Below are 13827 nucleotides of genomic sequence, written 5' to 3'. Positions count from 1 at the left end.
TCGGCCGTCTCTCAGCCCCGGCGGCCGACGGCGAAGACGCGGCGGAAGGGCAGCACCACGCCGTGTCCGTCGTCCGGATACGCGCGGCGCAACCGGGCCTTGAACTCCTCCTCGAAGCGCGGCCGGAGGTCCTCGGGCAGGGCCTGCAGGGTGGGGCGCGCGCCGGTGCCGGCGACCCAGTCGAAGACGGGGTCCGGGCCGTGGAGGACATGGAGGTAGGTGGTCTCCCAGGCGTCCACCTCGAGGCCCGCCTGCTGCAGCGCCCGCAGGTAGGTCGCGGCGTCGTGCGAGGCCGGCGAGGCGATGCCCTGCACGTGCGGGGCGTAGGGCTCCTCGGCGGCGAGCTCGCGTCGGATCGTGTGGCTGGGCTCCTCGAAGTTGCCCGGCACCTGCATCGCGAGTCGGCCGCCCGGCGCGAGCATCCCCGCCAGGCGCGGCAGCAGCTCCAGGTGCCCGTCGACCCACTGCAGCGCGGCGTTGCTGACCAGCACGTCGACCTCGCCGGGCGGCTCCCAGGTGCGCAGGTCCGCGTGCACGGCGGTGAGGCCCGGGATCTCGGCGGCGCGGGCGATCATCTCGGGGCTCGAGTCGACGGCGAGCACCTCCGCCTCCGGCCAGCGCTCGGCGAGCAGTCGCGTCAGCGTGCCCGGGCCGGCGCCGAGGTCGACCACTCGCCGCGGCGACCCGGCGCCGAGGCGGGCGGTGAGGTCGAGGAAGGGCCGGGCGCGCTCGTCGCCGTAGCGGAGGTACTGCTCGGGGCTCCAGGTGTGGGCCATCGGGATCCTTCCCTCGACATATATCTTGACGTCAAGATATCAGCTCACAGGGTGACGGTCCGGGAGATCTCCACTCTCGGCTGCACCAGGGAGACCCCGGATCCCGGCGCGACCCAGCCGTCGGCCAGCGCCGGCGAGTAGACGGTCTCGACCACCTCCATGCTCGCTCCGTCGGGCACCTCGGCCTCGATCACGACCTCGTGGCCCGCGGGGACCCCGACGATCCGGAGGGTGCGCAGGCCCTGCGCGCCCGCGGAGCCGTCGTCGCTCAGCGGCTCCCCGTCGACGGTGACCCCGGAGAACTCTCCCTCCGCGAGCTCCATGCGGAACTCGGCTCCGGGCCGCGCCGAGGTCAGACGGATCCGTGTGCTGGTCGTCCCCTCCCCTGCGGGCTCCACCTCGACCTGCGGCCCCTCGACCACCGAGGTGCCCTCGATGCCGTCGAGGGACCGGCCCCACTCGGTCACGCCGTCGCTCTCCCAGCGCGTGTGCCCGGTCTCCGCGTCGACGGCGGCGACCACCCGCTCCTGCACGGGCTCGCCCGCGGCGCGGGTGAGCGCGATGCCGCCGATCGCGAGGCCGATGGCGAGGACCGCCGGCAGCACGGGGATCAGGAGCCGGTGCGGCCGCCGCTCGGTGCCCGAGGCCTCCCCCTGCGGCGCGATCAGCAGCGGCGCGGCGGCGGCGAGAGCCAGCGCGGTGGTCGCGGCGAGCGCTCCGGCCGAGGAGGCGATCCCGAACTCGCCGAGCGCATGGACCTGGGTGCCCACGAGCCATCCCGTCGGCAGCAGGGCGGCCGCCCTCACCACGAGCGAGGGGACCGGGGGAAGCAGCGTGCCGAGCAGGATGCCGATGCCCGCCGCAGCGGCCGGGAGCACCATGGAGCTCGCGAAGGCCGGCGAGAGCACGGCGACCGCCGCGATCAGCAGCAGCGCGAGCATCCCCGTCCCGGCCAGCAGCGCGTCCCGACCTATCAGGAGGCGACCGAGCAGCCAGGCCGCCGCCATCACCGTGGCGCCGGCGAGCAGCTCCGCGCCGAGGAAGGGCAGCGCCACCACCGGCTCCTTCATCGTCTGCGAGAGGATGTCGGGGCTCGCGGCCGCGGTGGCGCTCCACAGTCCGTATCCGGCGGCGCCCGCGAGGGCGATCGCGAGCAGGGCGAGGAGCGCGCCGAAGGAGGTGCCGAGCAGGGTGAGCCGTCCGCGTCGGCGCAGCACGGCCGCCGTCGCCGCGAGGGCGAGCGGAGCGGCGAGGCCGAGGCCCTGCACGAGCCAGGGCGGCATCACGAGCATCCCCCACGGCATGGTCGTCTGCACCGGGCGGTCCTCGCCCGCGTCCTCGAGCGCGGCGAGGTCCTGCGCGCCGAGCTCCCTCGTGAGGGAGAGGGTCAGCTCGCCGAAGTGCTGGAGCGAGCCGGGGTCGAGGTGCTCGGCGTCGTCCTGAGGGCTGTGATAGGCCCACGCCTCGCCGATCAGGGCGACGTCCAGTCCCCACCAGCCTCCCTCGTCGCGGTAGACCGTGAAGTCGGTGTCGTTGGGGATGACCCCGAACAGCGCATCGGTGAACGATTCGTACTCGGGACGGGGCATCGCCGGGAGCGTCTCGTGCATGGGACCGGCGGTGCGGGCCACGAGGGGCCTGCCGGAGATGCCGCGCGCCTCGTGGTTGAGCACCACGACCGGTGCGCGCAGCTCCTCACCGGCGCCGTCGACGTACGCCTGCGCGCCGAGCAGGCCGGTCTCCTCCCCGTCGACCAGAAGGATCACCAGGTCGTTGCGCAGCGCCTCGGGACCGAGAGCCCGCACCGTCTCGAGGATCACCGCGAGTCCGACCCCCGCGTCCGCGGCGCCGGGCGCGTGGGGGACGGAGTCGATGTGCGTGGCCAGCACGAGGGTGCCCGTCGGGTCGCTGCCGGGGCGGGTCGCGACGAGGTTGCGCACGTATCCCGCCGAGCCGGCGCCCTCCGCTGCGCGTCGGCCGATCACCTCCGAGGAGGTGACCTCGAAGCCCGCCCCGGCGAGCTGCTCGGCGAGGTGGTCGTGGGCGGCGGCGTTGGCCTCCGTCCCCACCGGGCGCGGCTCCTGCACCAGCGGAGCGGCGGCCGCGGCGGCGCGCTCGGCGCTGAACACCTCGTCCGGGGCGGTCGCCGGCTGCGGTGCGCTGGTGCCGCGGGAGAGGAGGCCGCCGACGACCGCCAGCAGCAGCACGAGCAGCAGGATCGGCCCCGCTGATCGGGGGCCGCTCCCGCGGCCGGGCGGGGAAGGATCTCGGGTGACGTCGTCGTCCGGGGTGCTCGACATGGGTCCTGTCTACGCGGCCGAGGACGATGACGGAAGTCGTTCAGGTTTGTATCCGCCGAAGGGAGGAGCGGCGGGGCGACGGTGCGGCGAGCAGCGTGCCTCCCGCCCGACGCTCAGGACCCGAGACTCTCCAGTCCGGGGAGGTCGCCGAGCGCGTCGGCCGCCTCGAGCAGCGCGGCCCGGAAGGCGAGCAGGGAGGGATGCTCGCGCGCCCCCGCGCGCGCCGCGGTGTACAGGCCCCGGTGGGGGTCGCCGGGCAGCCGCAGCACCCGGGTACCGCCGAGGTGCTCGGCGGCGATCAGACCGGGCACGAAAGCCGCGGCATGGCCGGAGCGGACCAGGTGCACCTGCAGGAGCGGATCGGGGGTGTCGAAGCGGACCCACGGCTCGATCCCCGCCGAGCGGAGGTAGGTGCGCTCCCACGCCCCGGTGCGGGTGTCCTCCGGGTCGAGCGCCCAGGGCATCTCGGCGAGGTCCTGCAGGCGTCGCGCCCCGGAGGCGGGACCGTGGTCGGGCAGCACCAGCAGCAGCGGGTCCTGCAGGAGGTCCTCCCGGTCGGTGCCGCGACGGACGACCTGCTGGCCGCCGGGATAGTCCTCGCCGAGGATCACCTCGAACCGGTGCGCGAGCAGCCCCTCGTAGGCCTCCTCGACCTCGCGCTGGGCGATCTCGATCCGCAGGTCGGGGTGACGCTGCTCCAGCACGCTCACGGTCGCGGGGGCGAGCGCGATCAGCGGGGTCTGGAACGAGGCGACGCGGAGCACTCCCCCGGCCTCGCCCTGGGCGCTGACGAGCTCGGCCTCGGCCGTCTCCATCAGCCCCAGCATCTCCTCGGCCCGACGGGCCAGCCGACCGCCCGCGTCCGTGAGGACGACGCGGCGTCCGGCATGCTCGAACAGGGTGACCTTGGACTCCCTCTCCAGCTGGGACAGCTGCTGGGAGACGGCCGACGGCGACATCGAATGCTCCCGCGCGATCGCCGACATCGTCTCCAGCCTGCGCAGTTCCCGCAGGAGGAAGAGCCGGTGCAGGTTCAGCATGAGCATCCTTCCCGATCGGCCATATCTGCTTCACGGTACACGTCGAGAACATTCGCTGGACCCGGCTGGACCGCGGGGGCAGAGTGGAGTCGTGACCACCTCTTCCACCTCCTCGACCACGGCGACCGCAGGCGTCGGCGGCGGCGCCCACGCCGGCGGCGTGGCGATGACGCCGATCCTGTTCATCCTCGGCTCGTGCATCTCGCTCCAGTTCGGGGCGGCGCTGGCCACGCAGCTCTTCCCGGCGATCGGCTCCTGGGGCACGACGGCGCTGCGCCTGGGCCTCGCCGCGGCTGTGCTGATCGTGATCGTGCGCCCGAAGGTCCACCGCTTCACGCGGCAGCAGTGGCTGGGGGTGGCCGCCTTCGGCGTGGCGGTCGGCGGCATGAACGGAGCGTTCTACGCCTCGATCGACAGGATCCCGCTGGGCACGGCGGTGGCGATCGAGTTCCTCGGACCGCTGGTGCTCTCCGCGCTGCTGTCCACGCGCCGCACCGATCTGCTGTGGGTGCTGCTCGCGCTGGGAGGCGTAAGCCTGTTCGGGTTCGAGTCCCTCACCGGTGCGGCCTCCCTGGACGTGCTCGGCGTGATCTTCGCCCTGGTCGCGGCGGTGTTCTGGGCGCTCTACGTGCTCGCCAGCGCGCATGTGGGACGCATCGTGCCCGGGCAGGACGGCCTCGCCGTCGCCATGCTGATCGGCGCCCTGGTCGTGCTGCCGCTCGGCGCGCCCGGCGCCGTGGCCGGCATCGCCGAGCCGCGCCTGCTGCTGATCGCGCTGGGCACTGCGCTGCTCGCCTCCGTGCTGCCGTACACGCTCGAGCTCTCCGCGCTGCGCCGCCTGCCCCGTCACGTCTTCGGCATCATGCTGAGCCTCGAGCCGGTGGTCGCGCTGTTCGCGGGCGTGCTCCTGCTGAGCCAGGAGATCACTCCGCTCCGCGTCGCGGCGGCGGTGCTGGTGGTCGTCGCGAGCGCCGGCGTCACCCTCACCGCCCGCGCCCGCCCCGCCGGGGAGCCGCAGCCGATTGACGAGGCACCGGGCTGGGAGCTGCCCACGCCCACCCACGCGACGCTGACCGGCGAGATGCCGATCCTCACCGAGGACGACCTGCGCGAGGACGGCGACGCGTCGACGCGCTGAGCGGCAGCGCCGCTGACCCCACTGGTTGATCGACGATCCGTACCACTCCCCCGGAGTTGATCGACGACCCGTACCTCTCCATCGGAGTGGATCGACGACCCGTACCTCTCCATCGGAGTGGATCGACGATCCGTACCGCCCCCTCGGAGTTGAACGACGGGAGGTACCGCTCCCCCAGAGTTGATCGACGGGAGGTACCAGAAATCTGGTACCTCCCGTCGAACTCGTCCGTCGGAGCGAGGGGCCATCGCGCCCCGCAGCGCACCCCGACTCCGCCGCCGCGGCGCAGGGCGCATCCGCACCCTGCACCGTCTCGCTCAGGCCCGGGAGCGGGCGTTGCGGTTCAGCGCGGAGGTGATCGCCTCGAGGGAGGCGCGGGTGATCGAGCCGTCGATGCCGACGCCCCAGAAGATGCGGTCGTCGATCTCGCACTCGATGTAGGAGGCGGCGAGGGAGTCGTCGCCCTCGGTCAGGGCGTGCTCGGCGTAGTCGAGGATGCGCACGTCGATCTTCCGCTCGGCCAGCGCCTTGACGAAGCCGTCCAGCGGGCCGTTGCCGATGCCGGTGATCTGGTGCTCCTCGCCGTCGACGACGAGGGTGACGGTGATGCGGTCGGCGCCGTCGCCCGCGGACTCCTGGCGCACGTCGCGGAAGCTGTAGCGGCCCCAGCGACGCGAGTCATCCTTCGCCGGCAGGTACTCGTCGGAGAACACGTCCCACAGCGCCTCGGCGCTGACCTCGCCGCCGTCGGAGTCGGTCCTCTGCTGGACGATGCCGGAGAACTCGATCTGCAGGCGGCGCGGGAGGTCCAGCCCGTGCTCGGTGCGCAGCAGGTAGGCCATGCCGCCCTTGCCGGACTGCGAGTTCACGCGGATCACGGCCTCGTAGGAGCGGCCGAGGTCCTTGGGGTCCACGGGCAGGTAGGGCACGCGCCAGACCATGTCGTCGACGGCCTTGCCGGCCTTCTCGGCGTCGGCCTCCATGCGCTCGAGGCCCTTCTTGATGGCGTCCTGGTGGGAGCCGGAGAAGGCGGTGAACACGAGGTCGCCGCCGTAGGGGCTGCGCTCGGGGACGGGCATCTGGTTGCAGTGCTCGACGGTGCGGCGCACCTCGTCGAGGTCGGAGAAGTCGATCTGCGGGTCGATGCCCTGGCTGAACAGGTTCAGCCCCAGCGTCACGAGGTCGACGTTGCCGGTGCGCTCGCCGTTGCCGAACAGGCAGCCCTCGATGCGGTCGGCGCCGGCCATGTAGCCGAGCTCGGCGGCGGCCACGCCGGTGCCGCGGTCGTTGTGGGGGTGCAGGGACAGGACGATCGAGTCGCGGCGATCGAGGTGGCGGTGCATCCACTCGATGGAGTCGGCGTAGACGTTCGGGGTGGCCATCTCGACGGTCGCCGGCAGGTTGATGATCATCTTGTTCTGCGGCGTGGGCTTGATGACGTCGATGACGGAGTTGCACACACGCAGGGCGTACTCGAGCTCGGTGCCGGTGTAGGACTCCGGGGAGTACTGGTAGGTGACGGCCGTGTCCGGGATCGTCTCCTCGTACTTCTTGCACAGCAGCGCGCCCTGCACGGCGATGTCGAGCACGGCGTCCTCGTCGGCGCGGAAGACGACGTCGCGCTGCACGACCGAGGTGGAGTTGTAGAGGTGAACGACGGCGCGCTTGGCGCCCGAGATCGCCTGGTAGGTGCGCTCGATGAGGTGCTCACGGGACTGGGTGAGGACCTGGATCGACACGTCCTCCGGGATGCGGTCCTCCTCGATGAGGGTGCGCACGAAGTCGTAGTCCGTCTTGGAGGCCGACGGGAAGCCGACCTCGATCTCCTTGTAGCCCATCTTCACCAGGAGCTCGAACATGCGCAGCTTGCGCTCGGAGTTCATGGGATCGATGAGGGCCTGGTTGCCGTCGCGCAGGTCGACCGCGCACCAGCGGGGGGCGCGGGTGATGCGGCGGGTGGGCCAGGTGCGGTCGGGGAGCTCGACCTGAATCTGCTCGTGGAAGGGCAGGTACTTGTGGGTCGGCATGCCCGAGGGCTGCTGGGGCGCGTCGCCCGTGGTGCCGACGACGGGGGTGGCGGGGTCGGCCTCGGCGGCGACGGTCGCGGTGTTTGCGGTGCTCGTGGAGTCAGTCATTTCAGGTCCTTCTCGCTGGGTTTGCCGGTCGCCGGACAGCACGTCAGCCGCGACAGGTTCCCGGCGGTTCAGGACCCGTCGCGGCGTCTAAGCAGGAGCAGCGATCCACGCACGATGGCCACGTTAGCACCGTCACCCCGGCCGCTCGGGGCGGCTCACGATGCGAACATGCGGGAGGTCGTTGCGCCTCCGCCGACGACCGTCCCGATCTCCAGCCCCACACACGCTGCGTTCAAGCCCGCGATTGCCATGCGGACCCTCCCTTCAGATCTCGCGATGACGTGCGTCGGGATCCTGAGGACCTTCGGTCTCCGGAGAACGCTCGGGCACCCACGGATCCTCGTCCTCGTCCACCGGCACGTCGCCGTTCACCAGTCGGGACTCGAGGGACTTCGAGTAGAGCGCGATGGGTTCGGAGGCGACCTCGATCGTGCCGTCGATGTCCTGCCACTCACCGCCGTCCACGGAGAACTGGCCGGCGAAGGTCGTGGTCAGAGTGACGTCGTACCAGCCCTCCCCCGAGTACTTCGCGGACACCTCTTCCGACGGGTACGGCTTGCCCGGCTTGCTCGTGGTGATCGTGTTCCCGTCACCAAGATCCCAGTGATACGAAGTCGGAATGGCCCGCACCGCCACCGGCGTGCCGAGCAGCTCCGTCTGGAGCGTCTGCACCTCATGCTCCGCATGTAGCACATTCACCATTCCCGCCGGCAGCCACCCCCGCTCCGGCCCAGCGCTGGCCACAGACGGCTTCACCGGCAGCTTCGCAAAGTCGCTCTGCGTCATGATGATCACGACCGGCTCGGGTGCCTCTGCCTCCACCGCCGTTTCGATCCCCCCAACCCCGGGAGTTGGCCTCGACGGAACCTGACAAGAGTATCCGTTGGAAGTCTCCGCGCCCGACCTCGTATCCTGCGTGATCGACTCGAAGGTCAAAGCGCCCCCCTCACGAGCACTCGATGCCCGAGGTCTCGCCAGGATCTCGCCTCCATACGTCGTGTAGTCCGGCGCTGCGGTACACGCGTCCCGGGACGCCTGGCACGCCACCCCATTGCAGTTCCAGCCACCATGGTCTGCCGCCCGCTGCAAACGAGTGATGAAATCGGGCACCCGTCCAGAAGGGGGCGTAACAGTATTTCCGACATCCTGACTGGCTACCGGGGGCACAGCAGGATCCCCATCACTGGCTGACCCCTCGGGGTAAAGAACATCTTCGGCAATCTGCGTATCCTCCACAGTAGCGTTGTTCTCATCTGTCGAACCCGCAATTCCAGCATACGAGAACTGCATTAAAGCGGTCCAGATTGCCAAAACCAGAACAACAGTCAGTCCCCGAGAAACTGGTCTAAACAGCGCGCCCGAGAACATCTCACCCAGCCTCCGCCGTCACTCGCACCGATACAACCTTCCAGGCCCCGTCCACCCAATCCATAACAGCCGCCGTGGTGTACCTGGTCGCGGGCTCCAACTCAAGCTCGCCGGTCTCAAGGTTTGGCTCCTCGTGTTCACCAAGCACGAAAATATAGCCAACCTCGAAATCAAACTCTTCCGAATCATAGTGAACGACTCCGACATCTTCAATCGAGGTGGCACTCCAATAGAGCCCCGCCTCCGAGTTATCAAGAATAATTCTTCGATTCTCCGCGCACGTTTTACAACTGCCAATCTCCCGACTCTCCATGCCTTCCACGTTCCCAGTCTGATATCCCCAGATCATGAGCACCATGTAGTACCGGAACGCCTGCTCCGCCCCCTCAGGAGTGTTCTCATCCATCCCCGGATAGTCCGCCGGATCCGGGGCGGGCACCTCGGGCGCCGCGCTCGGCGAGGCGTCGTCGCCTCCACCATCGCTCGCGGCACCGTCATCGCCACCCCCATCGCTCGATCCGGAGATGTCGATGCTGGGCGGCGGCGTGGTCACGGGACCGTCTCCACCCTCACCGCATGCGGCGAGTCCGAGGAGGAGCGTGCAGGCTGCGGCGGCGCTGAGGAGGCGTCGGGGCATGGGTGGTGCCTTCCGAGGAGTGGGACGGATCACCGTTACCGTACTCAGCAGTCACCCAGGTCCGCCATCGATCCCCGGAAATGTGGACAACCTGCCGTCAGAATCCCAGGCGACCCAGCTGCTTCGGATCCCGCTGCCATTCCTTCGCGACCTTGACCCGCAGGTCCAGGTGCACCTTCCGGCCCAGCAGCGCGTTGATCTCGCTGCGCGCCCGGGAGCCGACCTCCTTCAGTCGCGAGCCGCCGCGACCGATGATGATGCCCTTCTGGCTGTCGCGCTCCGCGAACAGGGTCGCCCGCACCACGAGCCGTCCGGTGCCGGGCTCGACCGGGGTGAACGCATCGCCGTCGGGGTCGACCTCGACGACCTCCTCGACGACCACGGCGATCGAGTGCGGCAGCTCGTCGCGCACGCCCTCCAGCGCCGCCTCGCGGATCAGCTCGGAGATGCGGTCGTCGCGGGTCTCCTCGGTGAGCTGGTCGTCGGGGTAGAGCTGCGGGCCCTCGGGCAGCTGCCGGGTGACGACGTCCATGAGCACGTCGATCTGCTCGCCCTTCACGGCGGAGATCGGCACGATCTCGTCGAAGTCCATCAGCTGGTCGACGTTCATCAGGTGCTCGGCCAGTACGTCGCGCCCCACCAGGTCGATCTTGGTGACGATCGCGACCACACGGGGTCCCCGTCGGCCGGTGCGCATCTCCACCAGGTCCTCAGCGATGAACCGGTCGCCGGGGCCGATCTTCTGGTCGGCGGGCAGGCAGAATCCCACCACGTCGACCTCGCCGAGGGTCTCGCGCACCAGGTCGTTCAGCCGCTCCCCGAGGAGCGTGCGGGGGCGGTGCACGCCCGGGGTGTCCACGAGGATGATCTGGGAGTCCTCACGGGTGACGATGCCGCGGATCGCACGCCGCGTGGTCTGCGGCTTAGTCGAGGTGATCGCGACCTTCTCCCCCACCAGCGCGTTGGTGAGGGTGGACTTGCCGACGTTGGGCCGGCCGACGAGGGCGACGAATCCCGCCCGGTGCACACCGCCGCTCTCCGCTCCGGTGCCGTCGGTAGTGCCGGGCACCTGCTGCTCATCGCTCATGGTGATCCTCCTGGTCTCGGTCCTCGTCCTCGTCGTCGGCTGCCCTGCTCACCAGCACAGTGGAGAGCCGTTTGCGGCGTCCGGCAGTCCTCTCCGCCTCGAGGTCGAGGCCGAGGGCGGTGGCGGTGCTGCCGGGGATCGGCACCCGCCCGGTGGTCTTGGCGAGCAGCCCGCCGACGGAGTCGATGTCGTCGTCGTCGATGTCGAGGTCGAACAGCTCCCCCACCTCGGACAGGCTCGCGCGGGCGGGCACCCGGTAGCGGCCGCCGCCCAGGTCCTCGATCTCGGGCTCGCGCCGATCGTGCTCGTCGGCGATCTCGCCGACGATCTCCTCGAGGACGTCCTCGATGGTGACGATGCCGGCCACTCCCCCGTACTCGTCCACCAGCACGGTGATGTGCACATGGCTGGTCTGCATCTGGCGCAGCACCTCGTCGGCCGGGACGAACTCGGGCGCGAACCGGGCCGGGCGCATCACCTCGCTCACGGGCCGCTGCGGGCGCGGGTCCCAGGGTGAGTGGATCGCGCGCATCACGTCCTTGACGTAGAGCATGCCGCGCAGGTCGTCGACGTTCTCGCCGATCACGGGGATCCGGGAGAAGCCTGAGCGGACGAACAGCCGCATCGCCTTCTCGGCGCTGGAATCGGCGGCGATGGTGACCATGTCGGGGCGGGGCACCATCAACTCGCGCACCATCGTGCCGCGCAGGTCGAAGACGCCCTGGATCATGTCGCGCTCGCCGTCGCGGACGTGCTCGTCCTCGAGGGCGCGGTCGACGTTACGGCGAGCCTTCTCGGCGCGCTCCTCGGGATCCTCCTGGCTGCCGGCGCGGGCGGCGAGGGACGCGCCGAGGTTCGCGAGCGCGCTCGCGGGCACCCACAGCACCCACCGCATCACGGCGACGAGGCCGCGGGAGGAGATCAGCACCGATTCGGCGCGGCGTCGGCCGATGGTGCGCGGGGAGATGGCGAGCATCAGCAGTGCCATCAGCCCGGCGATGAGCAGCGTGGCCAGCAGGGGCAGCGCCCAGCCCTCACCGGGTCGCAGCTCGGCATGGGCGGAGAAGCAGATCGCGGCGATCGCCGTGACCATGACGGTCTCGCCGAGCACGCGGCCCAGGGAGACGGAGGCGAGGGTGCGGCCGGAGTCCGCGTGCTGGTGGAGGACCCGCTCACGGGCGGCGGCGGGCTGGTCCGCGACCGCCTTCTCGAGCGTGCCGCGGCTGACGGCGAGCTGGGCGGCGTCGACCGCGGTGAGCACCGCCGAGACGATCCCGCCGACGAGCGCGAGCGGTACGAGCACGAGCAGGGCGAGGCTGAGCGCGCTCACGGGCGCCCTCCTCGGGTCGACGGACGCGGGGCGAGAGCCGCACCGCGCGGGTCCAACAGGGTGGTCGGAGCAGCGCGGTGCCCGGGAGGTTGATCAGGCTGGGACATCGCGGCTCAGGCGCTCGGCCGCGAGGCGAGGAAGGTGAGCAGGAGCTTGCGCTGCAGATCGAACATCACCGTGCGCTCGTCCTCCTCCATGTGGTCGTAGCCCAGCAGGTGGAGGATCGAGTGGACGGTCAGCAGCAGCATCTCCTCGACGGCGCTGTGCCCGGACTCGGCGGCCTGCTTCGCGGCGACGCTCGGGCACAGCACCACATCGCCCAGCAGTCCCTCCGGGGCGGGGTGCTCGGGGGTGCCGGGGGTGAGCTCGTCCATCGGGAAGCTCATCACGTCGGTGGGGCCGGGCAGGTCCAGCCACTGCACGTGCAGCTTCTCCATCGCCTCCTCGTCCACGAAGATGATCGACATCTCGGTGGCGGGGTGGAGGTGCATCGCCTCGAAGACGAAGCGGCTCAGCTCCACGAACTCGCGCTCGTCGACGACGGCGGTGGTCTCGTTGCGGATCTCGATGGTCATGCTCAGTTCCCCTTGCTGCGGTGGCGGGAGTCGCGGGTGCCGCCGGGTCGGATCTCCCAGCGCCCGTACGCCTCGACGATGTCGCTGACCAGGCGGTGGCGCACCACGTCCCGGGAGGAGAGGCGGCAGAAGGAGATGTCGTCGATGCCGGAGAGGACGTTCTCGACCACGCGCAGGCCGCTCTGGTGCCCGCCGGGGAGGTCGACCTGGGTGACGTCGCCGGTGACGACCATGGTGGAGTTGAAGCCGAGGCGGGTGAGGAACATCTTCATCTGCTCGGGCGTCGTGTTCTGCGCCTCGTCGAGGATGATGAAGGCGTCGTTGAGGGTGCGACCGCGCATGTACGCCAGGGGCGCGACCTCGATGGTGCCGGCGCCCATCAGACGCGGGATCGACTCGGGGTCGAGCATGTCGTGCAGCGCGTCGTAGAGCGGGCGCAGGTAGGGGTCGATCTTCTCGTTCAGCGAGCCGGGAAGGAAGCCGAGCCGCTCTCCGGCCTCGACCGCGGGGCGGGTGAGGATGATGCGGTTGATCTGCTTGGAGAGCAGCTTCTGCACCGCCATCGCGACGGCGAGATAGGTCTTGCCGGTGCCGGCCGGGCCGATCCCGAAGGTGATCGTGGAGCTCTCGATCGCCTCGATGTAGCTCTTCTGCCCCATGGTCTTGGGGCGGATGGTGCGGCCTCGCGACGAGAGGATCGTCCGGGAGAGCACCTCCTCGAGCTTGCGGCCGCTCGCCCGGTCGTCGCCGAAGAGGTTCGCGGCGCGCTGCACGGCCTCGGCGGTGACGGGCTGGCCGGTGCCGGCCAGCTCGATGAGGGAGCGCATGATGTGCTCGCCGCGGCGCAGCGCGTCGTCGGTGCCGCGCAGGGTCACCTGGTGTCCGCGCACGTGCACATCGGTGTCGGGGACGGCGTCCTCGAGGGCGGCCAGCGCCTGGTCGTTCTCCCCGAGCACCTGGAAGGGGCTGAGATGGTCGGGGATCGCCAGCTTCCGCTCGCGCACCTCGGGGGCGCGTCCGGGAGCCGGGCTGAGGGGGTCTGTCACAGTTCTCCTTCTGCGAGCGTCCCGCCCGCGAGGACGTGCGCGTGCACGTGGAAGACGGTCTGTCCGGCGCTCGCGCCGGTGTTGAAGACGAGGCGGAAGTCGCCGTCGGCCTGCTCGGCGGCGACCTTCGCGGCGACGGTGGCGGTGTGGGCGAGGAGCGCGGGGTCCTCGGCGAGCTCGGTCACGTCGCGGCGGTGCTCGCGCGGGACCACCAGGACGTGGACGGGCGCCTGCGGATGGAGGTCCTTGAAGGCGATGACCTTCTCGTCCTCGTGGACACGATCCGAGGGGATCTCCCCGGCGAGGATCCGGCAGAAGATGCAGTCGGGATCGTGACGCAGTGTGTCGTTGCGGTTGACGCTCGTACCCATGGTCGCGAGTCTACGGGAGCGACG

Annotated in this window: 12 protein-coding genes; 1 reads left to right on the top strand and 11 read right to left on the bottom strand. The window is 70.5% G+C overall.

What is annotated here, in order from left to right; translation table 11 throughout:
- Positions 1–11: 11 nt before the first annotated feature.
- The 3 genes from DS079_RS04950 to DS079_RS04940 all read right to left on the bottom strand — a co-directional run bounded on the left by DS079_RS04950 (position 12) and on the right by DS079_RS04940 (position 4116).
- Positions 12–776: a methyltransferase domain-containing protein gene (locus tag DS079_RS04950; RefSeq protein ID WP_126985378.1), complete on the bottom strand. Its 765-nt coding sequence runs from the start codon at positions 774–776 to the stop codon at positions 12–14.
- Between the two features lie 44 nt (positions 777–820).
- Positions 821–3076 carry a M28 family peptidase gene (locus tag DS079_RS04945; RefSeq protein WP_126985376.1) on the bottom strand — a complete coding sequence of 752 codons (2256 nt, stop codon included), beginning with the start codon at positions 3074–3076 and terminating at the stop codon, positions 821–823.
- Between the two features lie 113 nt (positions 3077–3189).
- A complete protein-coding gene (locus tag DS079_RS04940) occupies positions 3190–4116 on the bottom strand; it encodes a LysR family transcriptional regulator (RefSeq protein ID WP_126985374.1) in 927 nt (308 codons plus the stop codon).
- 91 nt (positions 4117–4207) lie between these two features.
- Here DS079_RS04940 and DS079_RS04935 point away from each other — a divergent pair, with 91 nt between their 5' ends.
- A complete protein-coding gene (locus DS079_RS04935; protein ID WP_126985372.1) occupies positions 4208–5254 on the top strand; it encodes an EamA family transporter in 1047 nt (348 codons plus the stop codon).
- Positions 5255–5571: 317 nt separating this feature from the next.
- On the opposite strand, the gene leuA is transcribed toward DS079_RS04935, so the two are convergent.
- The 8 genes from leuA to DS079_RS04895 all read right to left on the bottom strand — a co-directional run bounded on the left by leuA (position 5572) and on the right by DS079_RS04895 (position 13803).
- The gene (gene leuA / locus DS079_RS04930; RefSeq protein ID WP_126985370.1) at positions 5572–7389 is read right to left on the bottom strand and encodes a 2-isopropylmalate synthase; all 1818 of its coding nucleotides are present in this window, start codon (positions 7387–7389) and stop codon (positions 5572–5574) included.
- Positions 7390–7653: 264 nt separating this feature from the next.
- Positions 7654–8211: a PKD domain-containing protein gene (locus DS079_RS04925; protein ID WP_241237551.1), complete on the bottom strand. Its 558-nt coding sequence runs from the start codon at positions 8209–8211 to the stop codon at positions 7654–7656.
- Positions 8212–8758: 547 nt separating this feature from the next.
- A complete protein-coding gene (locus DS079_RS04920; RefSeq protein WP_241237550.1) occupies positions 8759–9310 on the bottom strand; it encodes a DUF6318 family protein in 552 nt (183 codons plus the stop codon).
- 181 nt (positions 9311–9491) lie between these two features.
- Complete coding sequence (gene era / locus DS079_RS04915) at positions 9492–10481, bottom strand: GTPase Era (RefSeq protein ID WP_164736114.1); 990 nt, start codon at positions 10479–10481, stop codon at positions 9492–9494.
- Positions 10471–11811: a hemolysin family protein gene (locus tag DS079_RS04910; RefSeq protein WP_126985366.1), complete on the bottom strand. Its 1341-nt coding sequence runs from the start codon at positions 11809–11811 to the stop codon at positions 10471–10473. The genes era and DS079_RS04910 overlap by 11 nt, the downstream gene beginning before the upstream one ends.
- 113 nt (positions 11812–11924) lie before the next feature.
- A complete protein-coding gene (ybeY, locus tag DS079_RS04905; RefSeq protein ID WP_010551690.1) occupies positions 11925–12386 on the bottom strand; it encodes an rRNA maturation RNase YbeY in 462 nt (153 codons plus the stop codon).
- Between the two features lie 2 nt (positions 12387–12388).
- Positions 12389–13432 (bottom strand): PhoH family protein, encoded by a 1044-nt coding sequence (locus DS079_RS04900; RefSeq protein WP_010551691.1) that lies wholly within the window; start codon positions 13430–13432, stop codon positions 12389–12391.
- On the bottom strand, positions 13429–13803 hold the full coding sequence (locus DS079_RS04895) for a histidine triad nucleotide-binding protein (RefSeq protein ID WP_010551692.1): 375 nt from the start codon (positions 13801–13803) through the stop codon (positions 13429–13431). The genes DS079_RS04900 and DS079_RS04895 overlap by 4 nt, the downstream gene beginning before the upstream one ends.
- Between the last annotated feature and the right edge of the window lie 24 nt (positions 13804–13827).

The organism is Brachybacterium paraconglomeratum (genome assembly GCF_003994255.1).
Taxonomy (GTDB): Bacteria; Actinomycetota; Actinomycetes; order Actinomycetales; family Dermabacteraceae; genus Brachybacterium; species Brachybacterium conglomeratum.
Note: the sequence above shows the minus strand (reverse complement) of the source record. Positions and strands in the feature narration are given on the sequence as shown.